This is a genomic window from Geothermobacter hydrogeniphilus, assembly GCF_002093115.1.
Classification (GTDB): domain Bacteria; phylum Desulfobacterota; class Desulfuromonadia; order Desulfuromonadales; family Geothermobacteraceae; genus Geothermobacter_A; species Geothermobacter_A hydrogeniphilus.
Genome location: NZ_NAAD01000033.1, coordinates 1 through 26,131, shown reverse-complemented (window position 1 = coordinate 26,131; position 26,131 = coordinate 1). Strand labels below are relative to the sequence as shown.

Annotated in this window: 27 protein-coding genes and 1 riboswitch; of the genes, 12 read left to right on the top strand and 15 right to left on the bottom strand. The window is 62.5% G+C overall.

The window, feature by feature from the left end; translation table 11 throughout:
- Positions 1-138 precede the first annotated feature (138 nt).
- Complete coding sequence (locus B5V00_RS16000) at positions 139-834, top strand: DUF6901 family protein (protein WP_085011813.1); 696 nt, start codon at positions 139-141, stop codon at positions 832-834.
- 1 nt (position 835) lies between these two features.
- Here B5V00_RS16000 and B5V00_RS15995 read toward each other — a convergent pair whose 3' ends face one another.
- From B5V00_RS15995 to B5V00_RS15985, 3 genes are read right to left on the bottom strand one after another with little or no spacing between them, the layout of a single operon-like run.
- Positions 836-1,141 (bottom strand): DUF167 domain-containing protein, encoded by a 306-nt coding sequence (locus B5V00_RS15995; RefSeq protein ID WP_085011812.1) that lies wholly within the window; start codon positions 1,139-1,141, stop codon positions 836-838.
- Positions 1,141-1,689, bottom strand: a complete 549-nt coding sequence (locus tag B5V00_RS15990) for a DivIVA domain-containing protein (protein WP_085011811.1) — start codon at positions 1,687-1,689, stop codon at positions 1,141-1,143. Before B5V00_RS15990 ends, B5V00_RS15995 begins: the two co-directional genes overlap by 1 nt.
- A complete protein-coding gene (locus B5V00_RS15985; protein ID WP_085011810.1) occupies positions 1,689-1,985 on the bottom strand; it encodes a YggT family protein in 297 nt (98 codons plus the stop codon). Before B5V00_RS15985 ends, B5V00_RS15990 begins: the two co-directional genes overlap by 1 nt.
- 244 nt (positions 1,986-2,229) lie before the next feature.
- Between B5V00_RS15985 and B5V00_RS15980 the strand changes: the two genes are divergently transcribed.
- The 3 genes from B5V00_RS15980 (at position 2,230) to hgcB (ending at position 5,055) form a co-directional block, all read left to right on the top strand.
- On the top strand, positions 2,230-3,294 hold the full coding sequence (locus B5V00_RS15980; RefSeq protein WP_085011809.1) for a 3-deoxy-7-phosphoheptulonate synthase: 1,065 nt from the start codon (positions 2,230-2,232) through the stop codon (positions 3,292-3,294).
- Positions 3,295-3,455: 161 nt separating this feature from the next.
- A complete protein-coding gene (gene hgcA, locus B5V00_RS15975; RefSeq protein WP_085011808.1) occupies positions 3,456-4,754 on the top strand; it encodes a mercury methylation corrinoid protein HgcA in 1,299 nt (432 codons plus the stop codon).
- Between the two features lie 13 nt (positions 4,755-4,767).
- Positions 4,768-5,055, top strand: a complete 288-nt coding sequence (hgcB, locus tag B5V00_RS15970) for a mercury methylation ferredoxin HgcB (protein WP_085011807.1) — start codon at positions 4,768-4,770, stop codon at positions 5,053-5,055.
- A 57-nt stretch (positions 5,056-5,112) separates the two neighbouring features.
- Here hgcB and lhgO read toward each other — a convergent pair whose 3' ends face one another.
- Together lhgO and B5V00_RS15960 are read right to left on the bottom strand one after the other, a co-directional pair.
- Entirely contained in the window at positions 5,113-6,321 is a 1,209-nt protein-coding gene (lhgO, locus tag B5V00_RS15965) for an L-2-hydroxyglutarate oxidase (protein WP_085011806.1), read from the bottom strand.
- Between the two features lie 85 nt (positions 6,322-6,406).
- Positions 6,407-6,592 carry a MerR family transcriptional regulator gene (locus B5V00_RS15960; protein WP_085011805.1) on the bottom strand — a complete coding sequence of 62 codons (186 nt, stop codon included), beginning with the start codon at positions 6,590-6,592 and terminating at the stop codon, positions 6,407-6,409.
- 121 nt (positions 6,593-6,713) lie between these two features.
- Here B5V00_RS15960 and B5V00_RS15955 point away from each other — a divergent pair, with 121 nt between their 5' ends.
- Positions 6,714-7,631, top strand: coding sequence for a diguanylate cyclase (locus tag B5V00_RS15955; protein ID WP_085011804.1), 918 nt, complete (start codon positions 6,714-6,716; stop codon positions 7,629-7,631).
- Between the two features lie 65 nt (positions 7,632-7,696).
- On the opposite strand, the gene B5V00_RS15950 is transcribed toward B5V00_RS15955, so the two are convergent.
- The 9 genes from B5V00_RS15950 to B5V00_RS15910 all read right to left on the bottom strand — a co-directional run bounded on the left by B5V00_RS15950 (position 7,697) and on the right by B5V00_RS15910 (position 16,845).
- Positions 7,697-9,262 (bottom strand): 4Fe-4S binding protein, encoded by a 1,566-nt coding sequence (locus tag B5V00_RS15950; RefSeq protein WP_085011803.1) that lies wholly within the window; start codon positions 9,260-9,262, stop codon positions 7,697-7,699.
- Entirely contained in the window at positions 9,262-10,167 is a 906-nt protein-coding gene (locus tag B5V00_RS15945; RefSeq protein WP_085011802.1) for a DUF362 domain-containing protein, read from the bottom strand. The genes B5V00_RS15950 and B5V00_RS15945 overlap by 1 nt, the downstream gene beginning before the upstream one ends.
- Entirely contained in the window at positions 10,167-10,775 is a 609-nt protein-coding gene (locus B5V00_RS15940; RefSeq protein ID WP_085011801.1) for a glycine betaine ABC transporter substrate-binding protein, read from the bottom strand. Before B5V00_RS15940 ends, B5V00_RS15945 begins: the two co-directional genes overlap by 1 nt.
- A 78-nt stretch (positions 10,776-10,853) precedes the next feature.
- Complete coding sequence (locus tag B5V00_RS15935) at positions 10,854-11,168, bottom strand: DUF3467 domain-containing protein (protein WP_085011800.1); 315 nt, start codon at positions 11,166-11,168, stop codon at positions 10,854-10,856.
- Between the two features lie 46 nt (positions 11,169-11,214).
- Positions 11,215-13,041 (bottom strand): outer membrane protein assembly factor BamB family protein, encoded by a 1,827-nt coding sequence (locus B5V00_RS15930; RefSeq protein ID WP_085011799.1) that lies wholly within the window; start codon positions 13,039-13,041, stop codon positions 11,215-11,217.
- Entirely contained in the window at positions 13,038-13,982 is a 945-nt protein-coding gene (locus B5V00_RS15925; protein WP_139800811.1) for a hypothetical protein, read from the bottom strand. The genes B5V00_RS15930 and B5V00_RS15925 overlap by 4 nt, the downstream gene beginning before the upstream one ends.
- A gap of 153 nt (positions 13,983-14,135) precedes the next feature.
- Entirely contained in the window at positions 14,136-15,095 is a 960-nt protein-coding gene (locus tag B5V00_RS15920) for a permease (RefSeq protein WP_085011797.1), read from the bottom strand.
- A complete protein-coding gene (locus B5V00_RS15915) occupies positions 15,088-15,567 on the bottom strand; it encodes an FmdE family protein (RefSeq protein WP_172399788.1) in 480 nt (159 codons plus the stop codon). Before B5V00_RS15915 ends, B5V00_RS15920 begins: the two co-directional genes overlap by 8 nt.
- Positions 15,568-15,963: 396 nt before the next feature.
- Positions 15,964-16,845 carry an AAA family ATPase gene (locus B5V00_RS15910; protein WP_085011795.1) on the bottom strand — a complete coding sequence of 294 codons (882 nt, stop codon included), beginning with the start codon at positions 16,843-16,845 and terminating at the stop codon, positions 15,964-15,966.
- Between the two features lie 380 nt (positions 16,846-17,225).
- On the opposite strand from B5V00_RS15910, the gene B5V00_RS15905 reads away from it, so the two are divergent.
- Positions 17,226-17,960: a PilZ domain-containing protein gene (locus tag B5V00_RS15905; protein WP_172399787.1), complete on the top strand. Its 735-nt coding sequence runs from the start codon at positions 17,226-17,228 to the stop codon at positions 17,958-17,960.
- 1,130 nt (positions 17,961-19,090) lie between these two features.
- On the opposite strand, the gene B5V00_RS15900 is transcribed toward B5V00_RS15905, so the two are convergent.
- Complete coding sequence (locus tag B5V00_RS15900) at positions 19,091-19,411, bottom strand: hypothetical protein (protein ID WP_085011793.1); 321 nt, start codon at positions 19,409-19,411, stop codon at positions 19,091-19,093.
- Between the two features lie 124 nt (positions 19,412-19,535).
- A riboswitch (TPP riboswitch) is annotated at positions 19,536-19,639 on the top strand.
- Between the two features lie 48 nt (positions 19,640-19,687).
- Here B5V00_RS15900 and thiF point away from each other — a divergent pair.
- From thiF to B5V00_RS15875, 6 genes are all read left to right on the top strand, one after another.
- Positions 19,688-20,512, top strand: coding sequence for a sulfur carrier protein ThiS adenylyltransferase ThiF (thiF, locus tag B5V00_RS15895; RefSeq protein ID WP_085011792.1), 825 nt, complete (start codon positions 19,688-19,690; stop codon positions 20,510-20,512).
- Positions 20,503-20,703 (top strand): sulfur carrier protein ThiS, encoded by a 201-nt coding sequence (gene thiS / locus B5V00_RS17335; protein WP_103116147.1) that lies wholly within the window; start codon positions 20,503-20,505, stop codon positions 20,701-20,703. Before thiF ends, thiS begins: the two co-directional genes overlap by 10 nt.
- A 96-nt stretch (positions 20,704-20,799) precedes the next feature.
- Positions 20,800-21,579, top strand: coding sequence for a thiazole synthase (locus B5V00_RS15890; protein ID WP_216355503.1), 780 nt, complete (start codon positions 20,800-20,802; stop codon positions 21,577-21,579).
- Between the two features lie 143 nt (positions 21,580-21,722).
- A complete protein-coding gene (thiH, locus tag B5V00_RS15885; protein WP_085011791.1) occupies positions 21,723-22,859 on the top strand; it encodes a 2-iminoacetate synthase ThiH in 1,137 nt (378 codons plus the stop codon).
- A gap of 7 nt (positions 22,860-22,866) precedes the next feature.
- Entirely contained in the window at positions 22,867-23,508 is a 642-nt protein-coding gene (gene thiE, locus B5V00_RS15880; protein WP_085011790.1) for a thiamine phosphate synthase, read from the top strand.
- Positions 23,509-23,922: 414 nt separating this feature from the next.
- Positions 23,923-25,695 carry an SLC13 family permease gene (locus B5V00_RS15875; protein WP_085011789.1) on the top strand — a complete coding sequence of 591 codons (1,773 nt, stop codon included), beginning with the start codon at positions 23,923-23,925 and terminating at the stop codon, positions 25,693-25,695.
- Positions 25,696-26,131 lie beyond the last annotated feature (436 nt).

The window sequence follows — 26,131 nt, the reverse complement described above, 5'->3', positions numbered from 1 at the left end:
TGCCTGAGCTTCCCAAAAATCACCAGCGAACCTATGGGTGCGCTTCAGATTTTTGGCAATCCCATTCAGACCAAGCACTTGCACTTTCCATCCAACAGGAACCCACGAATTCAGGCAACCCTGTGAGCAAAACGTTCCATGCAACCACTGGCCATTGAATATCGCTGTCTGCTGCCTCCCGGAGAAACCGTCCGCTTCCACCTGGCGCTCGACTCGAAAAACCTCGATCTGCTTGACCGACCGCGGCAGGATCCTCCGGAATGGGCAGCCCTCGACTTCCACCAGTGCCCCCACTGTCCCCTGCAGACCTCCCAGATCCCCTTCTGCCCGGCGGCAGCCGCCATCGCCCCCCTGGTCGACTGCTGCAGTGACCTGGTCTCCCACGAGCAACTGGTGCTGGAAGTGGTCACTCCGGAACGCATCATCCGCGGCAGCATCACCGCCCAGAAAGCCCTGGGTTCACTGATGGGCCTGCTGCTGGCGGTCAGCGGTTGTCCACGCACCGCCTGGTTCAAACCGATGGCCCGTTTCCACCTGCCCCTGGCCAACGAACATGAAACCCTCTACCGGGCCGTAAGCATGTACCTGCTGGGTCAATACTTTCGATCTCGGGTGGGAAAGGATGCCGACCTGAATCTGGCGGGGCTGTATACCATCTACACCGACCTGCGCATTGTCAACCGGCAACTGGCCAACCGCCTGCATCGGATTGTCAACCAGGACTCAACCCTCAACGCCCTGGTCATCCTCGACATCCTCGCCCGCCAGGTGCCGGTCGGCATCGAAGAGGAACTTGATTCACTGCGGCCGCTGTTCAGGACCTATCTGGACTGATTCAGGAGTCGGAAGGCAGGTATTCGGAGAGGACCCGACGGGCGTCGGACTCGGAAACGCCATGCAGCAGCAGGCGTTTATGGCGGGATTTGTCTCCCGCTATGAGTTCGACCTGCCCCCGGGCAATACCGAACAGCTTACTGAAAAACCGGCCGCAGAGCTTATTGGCGGCCCCCTCCACCGGCGGCGAGGTCAGGCGCACCTTCAATTCATTCCCCTGCATTCCGACCAGCTGGTTGCGGCTTGCCCGGGGCTGAACCAGGATGGCCAGCACGACGCCGTCGGCCGTACTCTGCAGGCAGGGCATCAATCCTCCTCGTCATCCTCGGGGACCAGCAGGGGAGCGGAGGCTTCATCGAAAGGGAGCGGCTCCTCCAGCAGTTTTTCATCCCGGCGGGCATTTTCAAGTTCGACAACCTCAAGGTCAAGCAGTCGCATGTGGCTTTCCACCAGCGCCCGCAGCGAGGTTTCAAAGGAAATCTTCTGCCGCTTGATCTCCTGGATTTCGTTGATCAGCTGGATGCGGCGCTGCTCGGCATCCCGCACCACCCGTTCGGCCTTCAGCTCCGCCTCGGTGAGGATGATTTCCGCCTCGTTGCGGGCGTTGGACTTGATATCCTCCACCATCTTCTGGGTGGTCAGCAGGGTTTCCTTGAGGGTCGACTCCCGCTGCTGCATCTCCTGCAGCGAGGAGCGGGTGCGGGCGAGCTCTTCCCTGACCTCCTGGTGCTGACGACTGACGCGCTCCAGCTCATCGGCGACCATTTCCAGGAACTGGTCGACTCCGGCGGTATCGTAGCCGAGCAACCGGGTCTTGAACTGGTGCTGCTGAATATCAATCGGGGTAATCGCCATCACCAGGCCCCCATGCTTCCCGCCAGCATCACGATCAGCCCGACCACCAGCTTGCGACCGACCTCCAGGGCCAGCATCAGGATGATCGGCGAAAAATCAAACCCGCCGAACTGCAGCGGGATGAGGCGGCGAATGCGGTACAGAACCGGTTCGGTCGCGTTGTGCAGAAAGCGCACGATCGGATTGTAGGGATCGGGATTGACCCATGAGATCAGAGCCCGACCGATGACAATGAAAAGGTAGATTTGAAAAACCAGGTTGACAATACTGATCAACGACTCGAAGATAATCCCCATGGCCTTCGACGACCCTTTCTAACCCTTGGTTTTTACGAGAAAAAATTACGATCAAAGGACATTTATACAGAATCGTGCCATGCCTGTCAAACCTTTCGGCAGGCGGCCCCGGGCGGTCTTTTTGACAACCGCCGGTAAAACCGCTACAGTACCGCCGCACGCTTCAGATGACTGCTTTGTCGCTGCTAAACCATTGTTTATTAAGCGCAAAACAAGACCCACCGCCGACCAAAGGATAACCCTCATGATGCGCACCAACAACCTCAACGTCAGCGGCCTGACCCCGATCATCGCCCCGGCGGAACTGAAGCAGGTTCTGCCGGTCAGTGAACGTGACGCCGCCTTCGTCACCGAATCGCGCGATGCGATCAAGAATATTCTCAAGGGTGAGGATCGCAGGCTGTTCGTCGTCGTCGGCCCCTGCTCCATTCATGACCCGAAAGCGGCCCTGGAGTATGCCGAGAAACTGTCGGTTCTCAGCCGCGAAGTGGAAGACCAGCTGCTGCTGGTGATGCGGGTCTACTTCGAGAAACCGCGCACCACCATCGGCTGGAAGGGCCTGATCAACGATCCCGACCTCGACGGCTCCCACCTGATTTCCAAGGGACTCGGCATTGCCCGGCGGCTGCTCAGTGACATCACCTCGCTGCAGATCCCGATCGCCGGGGAGATGCTTGACACCATCACCCCGCAGTACCTGGCCGACCTCATCAGCTGGGGGGCAATCGGTGCCCGTACCACCGAATCCCAGACCCACCGGGAAATGGCCAGCGGTCTTTCCTTCCCGGTCGGCTTCAAGAACGGCACCGACGGCAATCTCAGGATCGCTCTCGACGCCATGCAGGCCGCCCATCACAGCCACTACTTCCTTGGCGTCAACCGCGAGGGCCGCACCTCCATCGTGCATACCATCGGCAACCCGGATGTTCATATCGTCCTGCGCGGCGGCAGCAACCGCCCCAACTACTCTCCCGAAGATGTGGCGACGACTGAGCAGGAGCTTGAAAAAGCCGGCCTGAGCCGCGGCATCATGATCGACTGCAGCCACGGCAACAGCAACAAGGATCACAACCGCCAGGCCGTGGTTCTGGACAGCGTGCTCGAACAGCTCAGGGCCGGCAACCGCTCGATCTGCGGGCTGATGATCGAGAGCAATCTCAAGGCCGGCAACCAGCCGATCCAGAAGGATCGCGGCAAAATGGAATACGGCGTCTCGATCACCGACAAGTGCATTGACTGGCAGACGACCGAAAAGCTGCTGCGCAACGCCCATGCGACCCTCAAGGCAATGGGCGGGCGCCCGATCTGAGACAGTCCCCAGTCGCGGAATTCTTTACCCCCGGGCCGGTTCGCGTTAAGATGCGGACCGGCTTTTTTCATAGTGGGTTCCTGTTGGATGAATGACTTGCACTATCCGCCGACAAGGGGTTCACTGATTCAGGACAACCTAGTATCAGGGTGGAGAAAACGATGGCAGAACCCGCTTCATCACAGCAGAAATGCAGCTGCGGACCGGCTGAAAGCGAAACAGCGAAACCCGCCGATAACCCGGCAACATCTTCCTGCTGCCCGCCGCGGACAGATTCGACGCGGGAGGACAGCATATCCTCCTGCTGTTCACCACCAACATCGGCAGTGGAGGGCAGCGGCACCCCCGGGTGCTGCGAAACGACAACCGAAAGCAGTTGCTGCACTGAGGATGACACCGCCATCCGCCATAGCTGGGAACGCCCCGGTCACCGTCTCTGGCACTTCGTCTGCGGCTTCCTGCCGACGCCGGTCGGTGAGGTGCCGCAGGTGAGCACCCGCCTGACGACCCTCGACCATATCGGTCGCTGGCAGATGCGCTGGGGCATCGGTCGCGACCGTTACCGGGTCGCACCCGGCCTCTACGCCGTCGGCAACCCCGATGCCGATTCCGATGTCCTGGTCAGCGCCAACTACAAGCTCAGCTTCGACGCCCTGCGCAGGGAACTGCAGGGGCACGATCTCTGGCTGCTGGTCCTCGAAACCCACGGCATCAACGTCTGGTGTGCCGCCGGCAAGGGAACCTTCGGTACAGAGGAAATCATCCGTCGGGTCAGAGAGACCGGACTGGACCGGGTCGTCAGCCACCGCCGGCTGATCGTCCCGCAACTCGGAGCGCCGGGCGTTGCCGGCCACGAGGTCAGACGCGACTGCGGCTTCAAAGTCATCTATGGCCCGGTGCGGGCAAGCGACCTGCCGGCCTTTCTCGATGCCGGATATCAGGCGGGCGAAGAGATGCGACGCGTCCGTTTCAGTACCGGGGACCGCCTGATTCTGACCCCGGTCGAACTGACCGGGCTCGGTCGACCGACCCTCTACGCGCTGCTGGCGGTGCTGATTCTCGGCGGCATCGGCCCCTCGATTTTCAGTTTCAACGCGCTCGTCCATCGCGGCGGCGGGGCGCTGCTGGTCTTTATCGCCGGCCTGCTGGCCGGAGCGGTCATCACGCCGATACTGCTGCCCTGGCTGCCCTGGCGGCCCTTTGCCGCAAAGGGGGCGCTGGTCGGCAGCATCATCGCGCTACTGACGCTGCTGATCTTCGGCCGGGACCTCGGCACGGCTGACGGATTCGCCCTGCTGCTGGCCCTGCCGGCCATCGCCTCCTGGTACGCGATGAATTTTACCGGCTCCAGCACCTTCACCTCCCCGTCCGGGGTGGAAAAGGAAATGCGCCGGTCAATCCCCCTGCAGGCGGCGGCACTCCTGATTGCTGCCGGAAGCTGGCTCTGGGCGGCTTTTTGAAAGGAGTCCCGCGATGCGCGAATATGCTTATCTGAACGAATACGTCAGTCTTCAACTGGACAGCGGGAAGTGTACCGGCTGCGGACTCTGCCAACAGGTCTGCCCCCACGCCGTACTGCGGGTGGAGGACGGCAAGGCCCGCATCGACGCCCGCGAGCGCTGCATGGAATGCGGTGCCTGCGCCAAAAACTGCGCCTTTGACGCCCTCAAGGTCGAAGCCGGGGTCGGCTGCGCCAGTGCCATCATCTACGGCTGGCTGACCGGCAAGGAAGCGAGCTGTGACTGCAGCGGAGGCTGCTGAGATTAAGAATCGAAAAAAGCAGTTTCGCGCCCGTTCGCCAGCGCTCCCGGGAGAAAATCAAAGTCCGAATTCCTCCTGCGCCCGCCGCACAATCTCTCCGGCAATCGCCAGCGCGGCGGTCGCCGCCGGCGAGGGCGCGTTGAGAACATGGATCATGCCCGGCGCCGACGCGATGACGAAATCATCGACCAGCGTCCCGTGCCGATCCACCGCCTGGGCACGGACGCCGCTGCCCCAATCCCGCAGATCGGCGGCGTTCAGGTCCGGCAACAGGCGTTGCAGATCGGCGAGGAATGCCTGACGGCTCAGGGAACGGTGACATTCGGCGATGCCGATCCGCCAGAATCCGGCGGCCATTTTCCAGAACCCCGGATAACTCAGGGTCTGCAGAAGATCAATGGGAGAGACATCGCAGCGCCGGTACCCTTCACGCTTGAAGGCCAGCACCGCGTTCGGCCCGGCCTCGACCCGACCATCGATGCCGCGGGTGAAATGAACACCGAGAAAGGGCAGGTCGGGATTCGGTACCGGGTAGATCAGGTGCCGGACCAGTCCAGCCCCCCGCTCGCCGAGATGATAATACTCGCCGCGAAACGGTACGATGCGTACCGCCGGGTCAAGACCGGCGCGCCGCGCGACCAGGTCGCTCTGCAGACCGGCGCAGTTGACCAGGTAACGACAGCGCCTGCGGCCACGGCTGGTCTCAAGGAAGAAACCATCCCCGGCAGGCCGAATACGCCCGACCCGGCAACCGGTCACCACCTCTCCCCCGGCCGCCTCGATATCCTCGGCCAGGGCCGCCGCGACCCGGCGATAGTCAACCACCCCGGTCTGGGGCACCCACAGTCCGGAGATCCCCGCGACATGCGGCTCATACCGCTTCAGTCCGGCCTTATCCAGCCACTGCAGGCCCTCAAGCCCGTTGGCCTCGCCGCGTCGCTGCAGAGCTTCAAGGCGCTGGACTTCTTCCGCATCCAGCGCCACAACCAGCTTCCCACAGCGTTCAAAGGGAATCTCCCGCCGCCGGCAATAGTCATACAACGCTTCCCGCCCCTCTCCGCAGAGACGGGCCTTGAGGGAACCTGGCCGGTAATAGAGCCCGGAATGGATGACACCGCTGTTGTGACCGGTCTGCTGACAGGCGACCTCGGCATCCTTTTCCAGCACCTGCAACCGCAATCCAGGCCGTACTTCGAGCAACTTTCGGGCAGTCGCCAGACCGACAATTCCGCCGCCGATCACCACCAGGGTGCAATCAGGCCTCATGTCAAACAGTTTTCCTTCCCTGCCGGGCAGAAAAAAAACGGGCTAATGGTTTGATGACAGGAGTCGAAAAGAACTATAGTCCGGGTCAGTTGAAGCGTACCATGGTCTCAACTTCCAGTCTCACATCGTCAATATTGACGCGGACAAGTTTTCCCTCTTCATTCTCGAACCGGACCAGTCCGTCATCGACCCAGGCCTTCACCCGGGAAAGAGGAATACCGAATTTATCAGCAGCGGCCTGCGGTTCATACCAGGTCTTGACCAACGACATAAGACACCTCCTACGGTAAGGGGCGGCAGTGCTTTCTACCATTATACCCGCTGAGAAACTTTACAACGCCTGCCGGGACGTTATAAATAGGGACCATCTCCTGTTCGAAGACGAGGAACCTATGAAATCAGCCATCCTGATCATTGACGATTCGAAACTTGCCCGGCAGCAGGTCATCGATATCCTGAAGGAAAAATCCCTGTTCAAATTCGTCTACGAGGCCGGTGACGGCATCGAGGGCTTCAAAACCGCCCTGAATCGACCGATCGACCTGATTCTCTGTGATGTTGAAATGCCGGGGATGGACGGCTTCAAATTTCTGAGGATGATGAACAGCCGGGAAGAACTGCAGGATATCCCGATCATCATGCTGACCGGACGCGAGGACAGTGAAACCAAGGTCCGCGGACTGGAAGAGGGAGCCAGCGACTATGTCACCAAGCCTTTCGACCCGGCCGAAATGATCGCCCGGGTCAAGGTGCAGCTGAAAATCAAGTCACTGCAGGACAAGCTCAAAAAGAGCAACCAGATGCTGCTGGAACTCTCGCATACCGACCCGCTGACCGGACTCAACAACCGCCGCTTCATGATGGAGGGGCTGGCCAAGGAATTCGAGCGCAGCCAGCGAAAGAACGCCCCTCTGTCGATGATCATGATCGATATTGATCATTTCAAAACCATCAACGACACCTACGGGCACCAGAAGGGGGATGCGGTTCTGCAGGGACTCGCCACGCTGCTCAAGCAACACCTGCGGCAGTACGACACCGCCGCCCGCTACGGCGGCGAAGAGTTTGCCCTGATCCTGCCGGAAACCGGCATTGAAGAAGCGGCGCAGGTCGCCGAGCGGCTCCGGCAGGCCACCGAAAAACTGGTTTTCGAAGATTTGAGTCAACTGCGGATGACCGCCAGTTTCGGCATCGCCACCACGCCGGCGGATACGGTTCAGTCACTCGATGACCTGATCCGGGAGGCCGACTACGCCCTCTACAACGCCAAGCGCGCCGGCCGCAACCGGGTCGAAGCGATGGTGGCCTGACGTTCTTCTCCGGTCGGCGGACTGGGCCCGGAGCAGGCCGGGCGGCACCAGCAACAGCAACACTATCAAGCAGATGGGCGTTTTTCATCAGCCTTCCAGGCCAGGCCATCACGCTTCCTGCGGCTTTCGTTCTCGTTCGTGACCCGAATCGCGGAGCGCCCCTCGACCGGGCACCTGGTTTCGCAGATACCGCAACCGATGCACAGCTTTCCCACCACCCGCGGAATTTTCAACATCTTGATCCGGCTCCGCACCAGGACCTGCTTCTGTTCAAAAACAATCGCCTTGCGACCGGTCGGACAATGTTCCTCACAGACCAGGCATTCTTCATTGCGGGCATAGGGCAGACAGCGGTCCTTGTCGAGAACCGCCAGGCCGATGACCGTCTTGTGCTTCTGTTCAAGTGTCAGCGGGCGGAGGGCCCCGGTCGGACAGACCTGCCCGCAGAGGGTGCAGTTGTATTCACAGTAGCCGAAACGCGCCACCAGGCGCGGGGTCCACAACCCGAGCGGGCCGGCGTCGAGCCAGGCTGGCTGCAGGGCCCGACCGATACAGACCTTGAGACATTCTCCACAACGGATGCAGCGGCGCAGGAATTCATCTTCGGCCACCGCTCCCGGCGGTCGCAGCAGGTAGGAATCGGCGGAAGCCGCCGCCGGGGCAATGGAAGCGGTCGGACCGACCAATGCCCCGACCGCCAGAGCGGTGACCACCTCGCGGCGCCGCAGATCGACCTGCCCGGATCCTTCACGGCTGTGAAAACCGAAACGGACCCGCTCTGCGGGGCAGTATTCAGTGCACTCGAAACAGAGGACGCATTCACTGCGGGCGTGGCCGTCGCTGCCGGTTGCCGCCATGCGGCAGGCGCTCTGACAGCGGCTGCAGTCACTGCACAGCGACGCCGGTTCACGGCGCACCAGCGCGTGACGGGAACAGAGACCGAGCAGAGCGCCGAGGGGGCAGAGGTTGCGGCACCAGAAACGACGCTCGAACTTTTCCAGCAGCAGCACCGCGAGAAAAACCAGCGCGGTAAAAAGCCCGAGGGCAAAAACCGGCTGCTGAAAGGCCATCAGGTGATCGCGCCAGAAGGGATAGGCGCCATTGACCAGGTCAGAAATCAGCGGCAGTTGATGGTCATAGAAAAAATCGAAAACCCGGTTGGCGAACAGGTTGTAGACCGGATAGAGACTGAAGGTCAGGGTACGCAGAAACAGGCTTAAGGGGTCAAACCAGCCGAAAACCTGGACGCCGAACAGGGCGGCGGCGGAAAGGCCCAGCAACAGCAGGTACTTGATCTTGCGCAGCCCCGGGCGGGGCCTGCCGCCGGGGCTTTTCAGCAGTCTGCCGGCACCGTCGAGGGTGGTTCCCAACGGACAGATCCAGCCACAGAAGAAACGTCCGAGCAGACCGGTCGCGACGATGACCAGCAGTGCCGGCCAGAGCAGGCGCCAGGCGAAGGCGCCGGGGGCGAAGAAATCGGCCAGGGCGGCCAGCGGGTCGATGCGGAAGAGCAGCGAGACCGGGTAAGGGAGTTCATCCAGACCACGATATTCAGTGGCCACAAACAGCCAGAAGAAGCCGAGCAGGCAGCCGAGCTGGCAGACGATCCGCAGGCGGCGCAGACCGTTCATCAGACCATCCGCACCCGGTCAAGGTCCATCACCCCGAGCCCGCGACGGGCACCGGCAACGACCGAGGGGAGATCCGCCGGCTGCAGGCCGAAGAGAGTGGTGCCCATGGCATCGGCGGCGACAATATCGGGGGACGCGATCAGGGTGTTGCGCACTTCAACATCCTCCAGCCGTCCTCCCTGGGGACCGTTGGCGACCAGGATGCGGGTCGCGTCGATGATGGTCAGATCGGTGTGAACCACCTGGTTGATGTCAACCAGGGCCTGATCGATACCGCGGTGCAGGACCCCGCGATTGCCGCCGATCACTCCCATGACATTCTTCATCCCGAGAGTCAGGCCCGAGATCGAATGATGCTTGGCGATCGGCAGGTTGATAAAGCGGTCCGCCTCTAGGGCGGGCCGGTAAAAGGACCAGCGATTCAGCTTGACGCCGCCGGCGATAGCCAGCTCGTGATAGGCGCGGCGATCCATGTGTTCGACCCGCAGCCGCTTGTCGGGAATCTCCCGCAGGATATCCTCGATACCGCTCTGGCGGTAACAGCGACGCGGATCATTGCAGGTCCGGTCGAACACCCTCACCCGCCCGGCACCGGCTTCAAGACAGAGCAGGACAACTTCCCTGACAACCTCGGGGTGGGTATTGGCGGCCATCTCAACGGTACGGTCCCAGCCGATATTCGGCTTGACCACCACCGTCTCCCCCGGTTTGACAAATCGCCGCATGCCGCCCAGGGCGGCAACCGTTTCACGCACCAGCCGGGGGATATCGGTACCCTTGCGCAGAGCCAGGGGCGGGTCGGCCGCGACCGCCGGCAGGGCCTGCAGATCAAGGCAGGGAAGACCTCCGACGGCCGTCAGGGCCGCAACCTGCAGACTGCGGCGGATGAAGGCGCGACGATTCACTAGATCAGTCGTTTCTGTTTGAGGAAAGCCCGGGCCACCCGGCGCGGCGGCTGACTGGCGGCCGCGGTTTCCAATTGCCTGATTTCATCCTGATCAACCCGGCCGCCGAGCTTGTTGATCAGGCGCGCCAGGGCGGGGAACTTTTTCAGCGTGTCCTTGCGTACCACCGGCGCCGCCTCGGCCGGAACCCCGGGGGGGGCAACCCCCTCGGCACTGAAACCAAGCGGCTTGAGCCAGATCAGGTTGAGATCCTGATTGTAGGTCTTTTTCACCGCCTGGTAGAGTTGTTTCGCGTCGGTGATCGGTTCGCCATGGAGGATGTCAACCTGCCCGGCGCCGGTATACTCGATGTACATGTCGAGGTCAGCCTTCAGCAAGGCCTGGTGAATCTGCCGGTGATTGTCGAAATTGACCACCTTGACCGTGGTCCCGGTCCGTTCACTGATCAGCACCGCCAGTAGTTGCGCGAGAACCTGCTGCTGAGGATTGTTGACCGCGCCGAGGACCAGGGTCTTGCCGACGCAGGCCCGAGCGCTCCCCGGCGACAACGACAGGCAGACCAGCAGCACGACGAAACAACCGACCAGCAAACGAACTTTCTGTTTCATGACATCCTTCTCCTGAGAAAAACCACCGCAAGGAGGCTGGAACCTCCGGACATACAAACAAGTTCCGTGCCAGCGGCCTCAGTGATAATGCCCGACCGGTTCCCGTTCCGGCCCGGGCTCGACCGTCACCGGCCCGAACCGGGCTTCGTAACGCGCCATGTTCTCCTGCAGCACCTGGATCAACCGCTTGACATGCCGCGGCGAGGTGATCACCCGCGAACGCACCTTGGCCCGCGGTGCCTGGGGCTGAACAAAAATGAAATCGAGGGTAAACTCGGCATCGGTATGATTGACCACCGCCAGGTTGGCATAGCAGCCCTGGGCGGTTTCTTCATCAAGCTGGATTTCGATGCGCAGCTCCTGCTGGTTCTGCGTCCCCTTCTTCTCTTCCATGGTTTCTCCTTCAGCAATGATGGCGTTGCGAAAACTCAGTATTGAATCAGTCCTCGCGCAGCCGCAGAAAATGGATCCGGCTGTCACGGGCGCCGAAAACCAGTCGCCCGTCAATCAGCAGCGGGGTCGACTGAATGGCATTGGTGAAATCCGCCCGGGCGAGCGGGTCACCGTTCAATGCGTTAAAAACCTGCATCACGCCACGGTTGTCACCGACGAATATCCGCCCCCCGGCAACCAGCGGCGTGGCATAGGAGGGGCCCGCAAGGTCGACACTCCAGAGCAGTTCTCCCCGGTCGGCGGTCAGGCAGTGCAGCCGCCCGGCGGCGGTGGCGAGATAGAGCAGTCCGTCACTGAAGACCGGCGCCCCGTAATAGCAGGTCTCGGCCAGGTCGCGCCGCCACAGCTGCCGGCCGTCATCATCGAAAGCCAGTACCACTCCCCCGCGAGTGACCAGGATGACCCCTACGGCGGTCACCGACGGCGTCGACAGCAGCGGCGCGCCCAGGTCGAGCGTGTTCAGCAGCTGCCCGTCAAGCGAGAGGATGCTCAGTCGGCCGCTGCCGCCGGGCTGAAAGATACGCCCCCGGGCAACCGCCGGCGCGGCACGCAGCGGAGCCCCGCAGTCCTGCTCCCAAAGCAGCTTGCCGCTGCCCGCGTCAAGGGCGTAAAGACGTCCGTTCCAGGCCGGCACCAGCAGCTGTTCCCCAATCCGGACCAGCCCGCCCTGGCGATGGTCGTCATGGACCGATTCGGGATAACGAAAACGCCACAGCGGACGGCCGTTGCTCCTGTCAAGCGCCAGCACCTCCCGCCCCCAGGTCTGCAGGTAGAGGCGTTCATCATCCAGCGCCGGATCGGCATCGGCCACCTCGCCGAGCGCCTGCTTCCAGACCAGTTGTCCACGACTGTCGAAGGCGTAGGCCGAACCATCCCATCCGGGGAGGTAAAGCGTTTGACCGTCACTGACCGCGCCGGCATCGAAAAACCCACCACCGAACAATTCAGTATCCGGTTCCAGGCGCAGCGCCGCGGGACGCGGTCCGGTTCCGGGCAACCAGCTGTCGGTCGGTTCGGCCTGCAGGCTGCCGATGGTCGCATCCTCTCCACGGTCATAGAGCAGGGCATCGATCTTTCGGCGATCACGCGTTCCGAACCAGTTGCGGCCGAGCCTGATGTCGCCGCGAAAAAAATCCCCGAGACGGACATGGTGCCGGTTGGCGACGAAATTATTGCCGACCACCGTCAGCGGCCGGTCGGTTTCAAAAATGAACAGACCGGCACGATTGCCGCGCAGAATATTGTCGCGAATCTCCATTTCACTGTTGCGGAAATTGAGGCCCTTGCCGCGATTGCCGACCACCAGGCAGCGGCGTACCGCATACCGTCCCTGACCGAAACGGGTGCCGTCGATGTTGTTCCGCAGCACTGAATCCTCCAGCGAACCCTTGCTGAAATGAGCATGCAGACCATGGGCACTGTCACGGATCAGGCAATAGGAAAGCTGCAGCTTGCGGGCGAAATCGACCTTGATTTCCAGCCAGTCACCCGGCCGCGGATCTTTTTCGGCACTGCGGAATTCGATCGGCTGCCGGGCCGTACCCAGGGCCACCAGCGAGCCATGTTCGACCTCGATGGCGGCATCGCCGAGGCCGTCCCGGTCACGATCCCGACGAACGAAAAACAGTCGGGTTCCCGGCATGATGGTCAGGGTCGCGCCGCCGACCACCCGCACCTTGCCGTCAACCAGGTAATCCCCCTGCCAGACGGTATCGGTGTTGATGGTACGGTCCTCCAGCAGGGTTCGGCCGCCGGCCTTCAGACCGGCGCAACCGGTGAGCAGCAGCAGTGCGACAACCAGCAGGCGCCTCACCACATCTCCTCCACCACAATCTCGATGTCCCGCAGATGCTGACCGGTTTTGACCACCAGGGAATGATCGTCACTGCCGTTCCAGGTGCCGTAGAGATCTCCCGGGCCCGGCGCGCCGCCGAGGGTGTTGCGACCGGCCAGGTAGTAGCGGCCGCCTTCCGGCAGGGAGATCAGGAACCGGCCGTTGGCGCCGGTCGGGTTGGAAACATAGTCGGGACGGTTGAGCATCCGGCTGTCGCGGTAGACCACCACCCGCGCGCCGGATACCGGTTTCCCGGAGCTGTCCCGGATCACCCCGGCCAGGGAGGTCCGACCGAACAGGCTCTGCTGCAGATCGGCGCTCTTTTCCGGAACCTGCAGCATCGGGATGTCGAGCCGCAGCACCTCGCCTTCGTGGACCTGGACCGGGTTGCCGGGATAGTAGCCGGTGAAGTCACCGGCCCGCAGCGGGCCGACCCCGCTGCCGTCGGCACGCTTGCGGGCCAGCAGGTAATAGGTTCCGGCCGGCAGCGCCAGTTCGGCGATGCCCTCATCGTCACTCGGGCCGGTCATGGCATAGCCCATCCCTTTCATCTCACTGGTCAGATCGAGATAGGCATAGAGGGTCGCGCCGGGAAGCGGTTCACCATTGAGACTGACCCGGATCAGCGCTCCGCTGACAACCATCGGGTCCAGTTCCGGTTCCTGTTTCGCGTCCCGAACCAGGCCGATATTGAGATCACGTACTCCCTCCTCGCCGAGGATGACCGGATTGCGACCGTAGTAGGCGAACAGCCCCCGCCCCCGCGCCAGCAGGTAGTACCGTCCCGCCGGCAGGTGGAGAGCGAAACGCCCCTCGGCGTCACTGGCCGGAGACGCATAGGGTGCGGGCTCCGCCAGGGAATAACTGCCCGCCGGGTAGGCTTCCACACGGATGCCGGCGGCCGGTTGCCCGTGCAACATGGTTCGGCCGCTCAACAGCGGACCTGCGGGGGTTCCACCAAGCCAGGAACATCCGGCGGAAAAAAAAAGTATCAGCAGGAGAAAAAAACAGGCAACGACTCTCACAATCGGACTCCAGCGGCAAAAAGCCGTCGACAGGGAAGACAACGAACGTCAGAACTTCATCAACTGCCAGCCCCAGCCGAGCAGAACAGAGACGGTCAGGCTGACCCCGAGGAAGAGGACCAGCACCCGTCGCCGGAACATGCCGTTCAGGGCCACCATCGCCGGCAGGCTCGAAACCGGTCCCGCCAGCAGCAGAGTGTAGGCGGCGCCCTGGTCAATGCCGCGTTGCAGCAGCCCGGCCAGAATGGGAATGATCGGAATCTGGTTGGTCGGCAGCGGCAGACCGATGACCGAAGCCACCAGCGGTGAAACGATGCTCTTCTGACCGACCAGCATGGTGATCCACTGCATCGGCACCAGGGTGACGATCAGTCCCTCCAGCAGGATCGCCAGCAACAGGAACTTGCCGGTAAAAAGCGCCGCGTCCCAACTGCGGTCCCAGATGAAACGCAGCTTGCTGGACCGGGGCACAATCTGCATCGAACGCACCTCGATGCCGGCCGCGGCGCCGATCTCCTTCGCCGGAGCCAGGGTCCCGTCTTCACGCAGAACCGGCTTGAGCAGCAGCTCATCCGCCCCCAGCCAGCCGCGCTTCTGTGCCCAGAGGGTGGCCATGCCGACCGCCAGCCCGAGAGCCCCGGAGCCGACCAGTTTCAACATCGCCCAATCCATACCCAGACCGCGCCAGGTGAGCAGCAACGCATCCGGCCCCATGGTCGGCGAGGTTGCCAGGATCGCCAGCAGCGGCGCCAGCGGGGTACCGATCATCGCCAGTGAAATCACCACCGGCAGAATACCACAGGCACAGAGCGGAGAAACCATGCCGACGCCGATAGCGACCAGGATACCGAACGGCCCGCTGCGCTTGACGGCGTCGCGGATCTGCAGATCGAGCTTGTAACCCTTGATCAGGCCGACCAGCAGCGCCGAGAGGATGAAGATCCACCACATGCGGCCGATCTCCATCCAGACCACGCCGAGATATTGCTGCCACCAGGGATCAGCCATGGTTTTCTTCCCGGATCAGCAACAGCTCGTCATCGCCCATCTCCCACAACTTGACCAGCAACGCATCCAGAGCTTCTTCCCGCAGCCCTTCGCGACGCTCACGCTCGGCGAAATCAAGATCATCCCACCCCGCCTCCAGCTGGTAGCCGAGGCGACGATAGTTGCCGGCCAGTTCGAGGGCCGTCGGGGCAAGTTCGATTTCAAGCCTCCCCGCGGCATGTTCCAGGCGCAGCAGATGGCGACCTTCGGGTATCACCTGCAGACGGCCGTCGTCCTCGCTGAGACCGGTCACCTCGACGATACCGTCCACCGCGCAGGTTCGTGTCAGGTAGCAGCCCCGCACGTCTTCCCACTCCGCCCTTCGCAGGCGGAGTACCGCCAGACCGATCCGCCCGCCGAGGGTGCTCATGGTGCAGCGATGGCCGTGACGGGCATAGATGCGGGCGAAGATGTCGGGAGCCGGTGTGGTCATGTGCTGTCGATTCACCATGCGATAAAAAGCGTTGGCCGCCAAAACATACCAGGAAAACCTTTTTAACGGAGAGGTGCAGAGAGGGAGAGACGCAAAGAGAATCAAATCCGGCCTGGGTTTAAACCCACAAGCCAGAATGGCTTGTGGGTCTCCCCACCTCTGCCCCTCTCCGTCTCTGCGTTGAGAGCTTTTGAACGCATGGCGCCAAGGACCGCCCTCACACCCCGCCCCTCGCACCTGTCAACGAAGCGCGAGTCCATCTTGCCGCACCACTGAAGGGCGAGGGATTTTTCGTCAGATCAAGGCGGGCTGACGATTCCCGCGGAGGCGTAGCGGCAGCTACGTCGCACAAGGGGGTTGCCGCTCCAACGCCGAGCTGGCGGAAAAGAACCGCCCCTAGAACTCATAGTGGTGGGGGCAGTCTGTGTTCCGTATCTCCCAATACTTCTCCACCATATCCGGAGTCAGAAACTGCCGCACCTCCTTGAGCGCCTTCTCGAAGTGTGCCGCGGTCACCACCGTCGCGTCCTCCTTGATGGCATTGACCGTGGCCCGCTTGCAGAGACTTTCGATATCCCAACCGACATAACCTTCGGCGGCGGCCGCCAGGGCGTCCCGATCGATCCCCGGCGCGAGGTTGGGCATTTTATCCATGTAGATATCGAGCATGCCCCGCCGGTCGCCGGCGGTGGGCGGATGAACGAAGACCTTGCGGTTGAAACGCTTCTTCTCCTTGATCAGCGCCTGGTCGACGGTGTCGATACGATAACAGGAACCGAGCAGGGTCACCCCGGAAACGCCGTTGATACGGTCGACCTGCTCGATGAACAGCCGGGTCAGATCCTTGTCGGCGAAGGTCGGCGGGATCGCCCGACGATTGCCCGGGCTCCAGTCGTAGTCGCAGCCGGCCCGCGGCGCCAGCCATTCACAATCGGAGATGAAGAGAATACAGGGAGCCTCGTGAATCGCGGTATCGAAGGCCTCGACCATCTCCTGATGCTTGCCGAGCATCTCCTGGCCGGAGATATAGACAAAGGAGACCCCCGCCTCTTTCGCGCAGGCTTCGGCGAGCATGGTGATACCGGTGCCCAGCGGTCCCCACATCATCACCCCGGCCGGCAGACCGAGATTGTGCCGGACGATCAGCTCCGGTTTCTGGATCGGCAGGCAGACCATTTCACGCAGGGTCTGCTTGACGTCATCATAACCACCGATATCGTCCCAGCAGAGTTCGGGATCACGGGTCTCGTAAAAAATATTCTGCAGTTTGCGGTGCATGGAAGAGTCGTCCTCTTAAACGGGAATGTCCGGAGCTATCTGAAAAGCCCTTTGAATCAGCAACAACCATGCCACAAAAAAAGCGCGACGGACCGAATACCGGCGGGCGAAAAGACGGAACCGGGGTGCGTCCTTTCACGCCGCGGCGGGCATTCCGTCTGCCGGCTGCGGCCCGCGACAGCTCACGCCACCCACTCCGACAAAAAGATTAACCATGTCTTATAGGACAGTTAGCGCCATCATGCCCAACGGATCAACCTGACGCCACCGTCTCGGTCAGAATTGGAAAATGATTTGCACCAGCAGGTCAGGCGGGGCGGCGAAGATCTGTGTCGACCGCCTTGAGCACGCCGATCTCTCGGGAGGGGGGAGATATGCCCATGCCGCAGCCTGCTATCGGACTACTCAAAAAAAACGACGAAGACCATCAACTGGAACGGATCCTGCGCCGACTCGGTTACCGGGTCTTCGCCTACACCCGCTGTCACCTGATGTTTTCATCCCTGGCCGGCCACGGTGCGAACCTGGCCCTGATTGACCGGCCACTGGGCGAAAAAGAAATCTCGCTGATCAAAAAATACCGAAGTCGAGAGACGAAAAACGCCGCCACGATCCTCTGCTGCGGAGAAGGCCAATCCCCCCGGACACCGCCGGGCTGCAGCCAGCTGGTCGATCCCCTGGACATTCCCGCCCTGCATCGGGCCCTGCAACAGCACATGACGCAGTATGACCGCAAGAAGCTGCGCGCGTCGATCCGGCTTCCGGCCCTGGTCTGCGACCGGGGAGAACATCTTCTCGGCGAGGTCAATGTTCTGGGAACGGGAGGCGCGCAACTGCAATCATCGACCAGGCCGCTGCGCACGGGACAGAACCTCGAGGTCGTGATCCCGCTGCTGGGACAGAAGAAGGAGCTGGAAATCCCCTGCCAGGTGGTCTACGCCCAAGAACCCGTCGCGGAAAACAACTTTCATTACCAGGCGGGCATCCAGTTCCTCACCCACGACGACGAGCTTGTCCGGGACCTGGAACATTATCTCAGCTGCCACCTGCTGACGGCCCCGGATGACAACGGCTACCATTACCGCCCCGCAGCCGCCCCGTCACATATCATCTGAAGCGCCACACACAACCACTTGATGCACGCGGACAACGCCGCAGGTGCGTGCGTATCGACCGACCCACCACCGTTGAAGGCGGTGAGCAACGCCGCAGATGCGTGCGTATCCGCCGTCCCCCCACCACCCTCGCAGTAAAGGCGGGGGCGCCCGCCAGCGCCTTACTTTTCTTGCTTGCCCAAGAAAAGTAAGCAAAAGAAGGGCATCCGACGAAGCCACCCTGCGGGTTCCTTCACTCCGGAGCCGCCCGGCGGGAGCCATGAAAACTCGGCTACGCCTCAGACATTCATGGCTCTGTTTCCGCCGGCCGTCCCCTCCGTTCAGTGGCTTCCACGGGGGAGGGGAACGGCAAGATCGCAAAAAAGCCAGCACCGACGCTTCGAGGCGGTGGAGACGTGCGTAGATGCTAGGCGTCTCGCAACTGAAGGAGTGAGGTGTAGCGGCAGCTACATCAGGAGCGAAGAGTGAGCATAACGCAGCAGGCGGATGCTTATCGGCCGCCCTCGCAGAAAAACCGCGGGGTCGCGGCCCCGCTCGCCGCCTTCCTCTTTTGCTGGCCCAAAAGAGGAAGCAGAAAAGGGCCATCGCCTGCGGCGGGCATGGACACTGCCCCTTGCAACCATGCTGACAACGGAACCCGCAGCGCTCGCGTAGCACCGCCCGGCAGTGGTGGTGCGTGAAGCGGTCTACGCAGGGAGGAAGACAAACGGGCTACACAGAGGAAGCATTTAAACCAACAGACACAATTTCATAGCCGTTTCTCTTCAACACCACTGCTTCAAGGTGGTCGAAACGTGCCTGCATGCAAGGCGCGCGAAGTCTGAAACCGCAGGCGTAGCGGAAGCTACGTCGAGGATTGAAGGCTGAGTGCAACGCCGCAGGCGGGTGCGTATCGGCCGCCCTCGCAACATGAGGCGTAGCGGCAGCTACGTCGGAATGACGAAGCGCGGGAGCAACGCAGCAGATGCGTGCGTATCCGCCGCCCTCACACTACCGTTGAAGGTGGTCGAGATTCGTGCAGCTGCAAGGCGCCTCGCAACTGAGGGAGTGAGGCGTAGCCTCTGGCTACGTCGCAGCGACTGAAGGCGCGAGCAACGCAGCAGATGCGTGCGTCTCCGCCGCCCTCGCAGCTAAAGATCGTTGAGCAGGCGATAGATCGTCTGCTGCAACCCCCAGAGCCTTGCCGACCAGTCGCCGCGATCCTCCTCTTCCAGCCACAGGCGGGCCCGGTCGATATCATTGTGGGCCCGCAGCAGCACCGGCGTCAATTCACGTTCAAGACGCATCTGGGGAATCTCACCGACCCCTTCACGCAACTCTTCCAGCGCGGCAACCGCCTTGGCGAGCTGGCGGACACAGCGATCCCCCTCCTCGGCGGCCTCCTGCTTCAGCCGGGCATTCAGGTCTGCGGCCTCGGCCGCCAGGTCACGATAACGGGTGGAAATACTCATGGTCAAACTCCGGGATGGGGTCACTTGAAAAGGGCTCAATGGTAAGCAAAAGATCCCCTGCGGGCAAGGGGAAAAGAGGGGAAAAGAGTTGACGGCATCGGCCACCGCTTGTTACTTTGACGGTTCAATGCCCTAGGGGAGTCACCGACTGAGAGTTCCGCCACGGCGGGATGACCCTTTGAACCTGATCCGGATGATGCCGGCGGAGGGAAGCGGCAACCGACAACAGTCCCACCTGTTTGCGGCCGCTTCTTTTCAAGGCGGCTGTTTTCTTTTATGCGTATCTATCTCAACGAACAGGCACTCGACATCAAGGACGGAGAAACCCTTTTCTCCCTGCGCGACCGCAGCAAGCCGGACGCCGACATCCTGATCCGCAACGGTTTCCCCTGCGACCGGGACGAGCCGCTGCAGCCGGACGACCGGGTGGTGCTGATCCGCCGCGGAGAAACTCCCTCGGCCGATGAACTTGAAGCCCTGCTGATGGCCCGCCACACCCCCGGCGTGCATGCCCGCATCAAGCAGTCCTGCGTCGGCATCGCCGGTGTCGGCGGGCTCGGCTCAGCCGTTGCCATCGCCCTGGCGCGGGTCGGTGTCGGCCGCCTGATCCTGGCCGATTTTGATATCGTCGAGCCGAGCAATCTCAACCGGCAACAGTATTTCGTCGATCAGCTCGGCTTTCCCAAGGTCACGGCCCTGGCGGAAAACCTGCGCCGCATCAACCCCTATGTCGAAATCGAAGCTCGCCATATCCGCCTGACCGCCGACAACACCGCGACGATCTTCGCGGATGTCCAGGTGCTGGTCGAAGCCTTCGACCGGCCCGACCAGAAGGCGATGCTGCTGGAAAGTTTCCGGCTGCATTGTCCCGGGAGACCGGTGGTCGCCGCCTCCGGGCTGGCCGGCTTCGGACCGGCCAACACGGTCCTGACCCGCCGCGCCGGTCGCGACTTCTACCTGGTCGGCGACGGCGACAGCGCCGCTGGCCCCGGCGAAGGGCTGATGGCACCGAGGGTCGGGGTCGCCGCCCATCACCAGGCCAACGCCGTACTGCGACTGCTGCTCGGAGAAGACCCTACAGGAGTGACGTCATGCAATTGATCATCAACGGAGAACCACGGCAGGTCGATGAAGGACTGACCATCGCCGGGCTGCTGGGCCTGATGCAGCTCGACACCGCCCGCGTTGCCGTCGAACGCAACCGCGACGTGGTCCCGCGCGAGCAGTTCAGCAGCATCGAACTGCTGGAAGAGGACTGCCTGGAGATCGTCCAGTTCGTCGGCGGCGGCTGACGGACAAGACCATGCTCTTCGCAAACTCGCCCTTTGGACCTTGATTGTCCGACAGCGTCCCGAACCACTTGCCTTTCATTTGACAAGGAATCACCCATGTCCGATCAATTCACCATCGCCGATCGCTCTTTCAACTCCCGACTGCTGGTCGGCACCGGAAAATTCAGTTCCAACCAGGCGATGGTCGCCGCCATGGAGGGTGCCGGCGCCGAGATCGTCACTGTCGCCCTGCGCCGGGTTGATGTCGAGAACCCCCAGGATGACATGCTCAGCCATATCGACCGGCAGCGCTACCTGCTGCTGCCGAACACCAGCGGCGCCCGCGACGCCGAGGAGGCGGTCCGCCTCGCCCGCCTCGCCCGCGCCGCCGGCTGCGACCCCTGGGTCAAGCTGGAAGTCACCCCCGACCCCTACTACCTGCTGCCCGATCCGATTGAAACCCTCAAGGCGGCGGAGATCCTGGTCAGGGACGGCTTCACGGTTCTGCCCTACATCAACGCCGACCCGGTGCTGGCCAAGCATCTGCAGGAAGCCGGCACCGCCACGGTGATGCCGCTCGGCGCGCCGATCGGCACCAACAAGGGGGTCCGCACCCGCGACCAGATCCGCATCATCATCGAGCAGGCGATCGTCCCGGTGGTGGTCGATGCCGGGCTCGGCGCCCCGAGTCACGCCGCCGAGGCGATGGAACTGGGCGCCGACGCGGTGCTGGTGAATACCGCCCTGGCGGTCGCCCGTGACCCCGGCGCCATGGGAGCGGCGTTCAAAAAGGCCGTCGAAGCCGGCCGCGGGGGCTACCTCGCCGGGCTTGGCGAGGAACGTGTCCAGGCCGAAGCGAGCAGCCCGTTGACCGGATTTCTGCGGAACGGAAACTGATAAGCCATACCGCCGCCAGGACGCCAAGAGCGCCAAGAATTCCACCCCCCGAAAACGACGGTTCAATGTCCATGATGTTCTCGGCGGTTTGAACACGCACGAGCTGGGACACGAACTACCGGGATGGACCGCAAGGAACATATATGAGTTTTCTCAACATTATCCAGCAATACACCCCGGCACGGGTCGAGGAGGCGATCGCCGCCATGACCGCCGCCGACGTCGAACGCGCCCTGGCAGCCGAACATCTGAGCGAGACCGATTTCATGGCGCTGCTCTCGGAAGCCGCGGAAGATTACCTGGAACCGCTGGCGCAGAAAGCCCACCGCATCACCCGGCGCCGGTTCGGCAACACCATCCTGCTCTACGCGCCGCTCTACCTGTCCAACGAATGTCACAACGGCTGCCGTTACTGCGGCTTTTCCGCAGGCAACAAGCTGCCGCGCCGCACCCTGAACGCGGACGAAATCGAGGCCGACGCCCGGGTGCTGGCGAAACAGGGATTCCGCCACGTGCTGCTGCTCACCGGTGAGGCGCCGAAGGTCGCCGGGGTCGACTACCTGGTGGCGGCGGTGGAACGCGTCCGTCCGCTCTTTTCATCGATCGGCATCGAAGTCTTCCCGATGGAGAAAGATGAGTACGCGCGCCTGGTCGCCGCCGGCGTCGACACCCTGACTGTCTACCAGGAGACCTACAACCCCGAACTCTACGAGCAGCTGCATCCGTTCGGCAGAAAGCGGGATTACGCCTGGCGCCTGGCCACACCGGAACGGGGCGGCGCCGCCGGCCTGCGGCGGATCGGCATCGGCGCCCTGCTCGGCCTCGGACCGTTCCGCAGCGAAGCCTTCTTCACCGGTCTGCACGGCCGCTACCTGGCCCGCCACTTCTGGCGCAGCCAGTTGTCGGTGTCCTTCCCGCGCATGCGTCCGGCCGACGGCGGTTTCCAGCCGCCGGTGACGGTCTCCGACCGCCACTTCGTGCAACTCATCTGCGCCATGCGCCTGCTGCTGAACGATGCCGGTCTGATCCTCTCGACCCGGGAAAGCGCCGAACTTCGCGACCACCTGCTGCCGCTCGGCATCACCCAGATGAGCGCCGGCAGCTGTACCGCACCCGGCGGCTACAGCGGCGCAGAGCGGGCAACCGAACAATTCGCCATCGACGACGAACGGACTCCGGCCGAGTTCGCGGCGATGCTCAGGGAGAAGGGTTATGACCCGGTCTGGAAAGACTGGGACGGCCTCTTCCTGCGGCCCGACGCGCACGCCGCAAACCACTGAGCAGACGATGGAGCCCCCGCCCCTCTACCTGATCACTGACCGCCGGGCGGTCGCCGACGGCAACCTGCTGCACTCCGTCGCCGAAGCCCTTGACGGCGGGGCGCGACTCGTCCAGTTGCGCGAAAAGGATCTGCCGGCGGCGCAACTGCTGCCGCTGGCGGAAAAGCTACGGCGGCTCACCGCCGACTATCAGGCCCGTCTGCTGATCAACGATCGCGTTGATGTCGCCCTGGCCTGCGAGGCTGACGGCGTCCACCTCGGCGGGCACTCACTGCCGGTCGCCGTCGCCCGCGACCTGCTCGGTGCCGAGCGGCTGATCGGCGTCTCCACCCACAGCCTCGCTGAACTTCACGCCGCCGAAGCCGCGGGGGCCGATTTCGTCACCTTCGGCCCGGTTTTCGCCACGCCCTCGAAACTCCCCTACGGCACCCCGGTCGGACTCGCCGCCCTGGCCGAAGCCTGCCACGCCGGCCGGCTGCCGGTCTACGCCCTCGGCGGCATCGACCGGAACAACCTGGCCGCGGTCAGAAACTGCGCCGCCGCCGGGTTCGCCTGCATTCGCGCCATTCTCGCGGCGAAGGAACCGGAACCGGCCACCCGTGAACTTCTCATCTCCTGGAACAGGGATGGCGGTAACATTTCCCTGTAAAAAATTCATGGGAACTGCGGATCGACCGTCCCCAACACCACCGTTCCGAGGCGGTTGAGATGTGTGCAGATGCAAGGCGTCTCACGTGCCGAGGAATGAGGCGTAGCGGCAGCTACGTCGGAATGAAGAGGTACGGGAGCAACGCAGCAGATGCGCGCGTATCGGCCGCCCCCAGCACCACCACTCCTTGAGTCGGGCTTAGAACCGGATACACTTATCCCTGAATCAGTGAACTCCTTGTCGGCGGATAGCACAGGTCATTGATCCGCTTGAGCTTCCCAAAAATCACCAGCGAACCTATGGGTGCGCTTCAGATTTTTGGAAACCTCATTCGGACCAAGCACTTGCACTCTCCATCCGACAGAAACTCACTGATTCAGGTATCCCCAAATCCTTCATAGTCCCGGAGACTCCATGAGCATCGCCCTGGTCCTGATCATCCTGCTGACCGCCATCATCCTCTACGCCACCGAGTGGATCCGCATGGATCTCGTCAGCCTGATGGTGCTGCTCGCGGTCGGCATTACCGGCCTAGTGACCCCGCAGGAAGCGTTTTCCGGATTTTCCAACCCGGCGGTGATCACCGTCGCGGCGATGTTCGTCCTCTCGGCCGGGTTGACGCACACCGGCGCCCTCGGTCCTGTCGGCGAACGCCTGTTGCAGATCTCCGGCAACTCAGAAGTCCGTATGATCGCCGCGATCATGTTCGCCAGCGCGCTCTTCTCGGCCTTTATCAACAATATCGGCGCCACCGCCATGCTCATGCCGCTGGTCACCGCCGTCGCCCAGAAGAGCCGGCTGAGCCCCTCGAAGCTGCTCATCCCGCTCGCCTTCGGTTCGCTGCTCGGCGGCGTCTGCACCATGATCGGCACGCCACCCAACATCCTGGTCAACGAACTGCTCAAGCAGCACACCGGCCAGGAGTTCAGCATGTTCTCCTTTTCCCCGGTCGGCCTGGTGCTGCTGGCCTGCGGCATTCTCTTCATGCTGCTTATCGGCCGCCACCTGCTGCCGGAACGCAAAGCCGGTTCCCTCACCGAGGCCTACCAGGTCAAGGAATACATCAGCGAAGTTGAACTCCTGGAAAATTCCCCGCTGATCGGCAAAACCATTTCCGGATGCGGGCTGGAACGTGATTTCGGTCTGCAGATCCGGGCCCTGCTGCGCGGCAAGGAAAAGTTCCCGTTTCCTCACAGAAACCGCAAACTGCAAAGCGGGGATATCCTTTTCCTGGAGGGGGATCCGTCCGGCATTCTCAAGGTGCGGGAAAAAAAAGGACTGCAACTGGTCCAGGAAGCGGAACACCCCATTCCGATCGAAGCAAGCAAGGAAGAGATTGTCGTTGTCGAGGCCGCTTTGACCCCGACGTCGGAGATGGTCGGCAAAACCCTGCGTGACGTCCGCTTTGCCGACACCCATGGACTGACGGTACTCGGCATCTGGCGCAAGGGCGCGCCGGTGGTGAAGAAGGTCGATCACGTAGTGCTGCGCTTCGGTGACGTACTGCTGCTGCAGGGAACCAGGCAGCGGGCCATCCATCTCGGCCATGACCATGGCTTTCTGCTGCTCGGCAACGTCGACCGGGTTCCCTTCCGGCCGCGCCGCGGTCCGGCGGCCATCCTGATCCTGCTGGGCGTCGTCGTCCTGGCGACGTCCAGCCTGATGCCGATCATGCTGGCAGCCACCCTCGGGGCGCTGGCGATGGTTCTGATCCGCTGCCTGACGATCAAGGAGGCCTACGAAGCCATCGACTGGTCGATCATCATCCTGATTGCCGGCACCCTGCCCCTGGGAATCGCCATGGAACGTAGCGGCACGGCACGCCTGCTGGCTGATTTCATGCTCAACCTGCTCGGCCCGCTCGGCCCCTGGGCGGTTCTTTCCGGGCTGTTTCTGGCCACCTTCCTGCTCACCGCGGTGATGAGCAACGCCGCCACCGCGGTACTGATCGCGCCGATTGCCTTCGAAGCCGCCATCGACCTCGGCGTCAACCCGCAACCGTTCTACATGACCGTCGCGGTGGCCGCTTCGGCCAGTTTCCTGACTCCGGTCAGCCACCAGTCCAACGCCCTAGTGATGGGTCCGGGCGGCTACCGTTTCGTCGACTACCTGAAGGTCGGCACCCCCCTCAACCTGCTGATCTGGCTGGTCGGCAGCCTGCTGATCCCGCTGGTTTTCCCGTTCTGAGCCGACGCCTCCCCAGCACTGGCGGTCGAGACGTGCCTGAGTGCAACACCGCAAACGGGTGCGTAACGACCGCCCTCACACCCAAAAAAAAATCAGAAAAAACAGAACCACCCCAAGTCAGCAAACCGGTTCAAGGTGGCTGAGATTCGTGCAGATGCAAGGCACCCGAGGGCTGAAACCACAGGCGTAGCGGAAGCTACGTCGAGGATTGAAGGCCGAGGGTAACGCGGCAGATGTGCGGATATCGGCCGCCCTCAGCACCACCGTTGAAGGCGGTCGAGATTCGTGCAGATGCAAGGCGTCTCACACGCCGAGAAATGAGGCGTAGCGGCAGCTACGTCGGAATGACGAGACGCGTGAGCAACGCAGCAGATGTGCGGATATCGGCCGCCCTCGCAGAACACCGCGGGGTCGCGGCCCCGCTCTCCGCCTTACT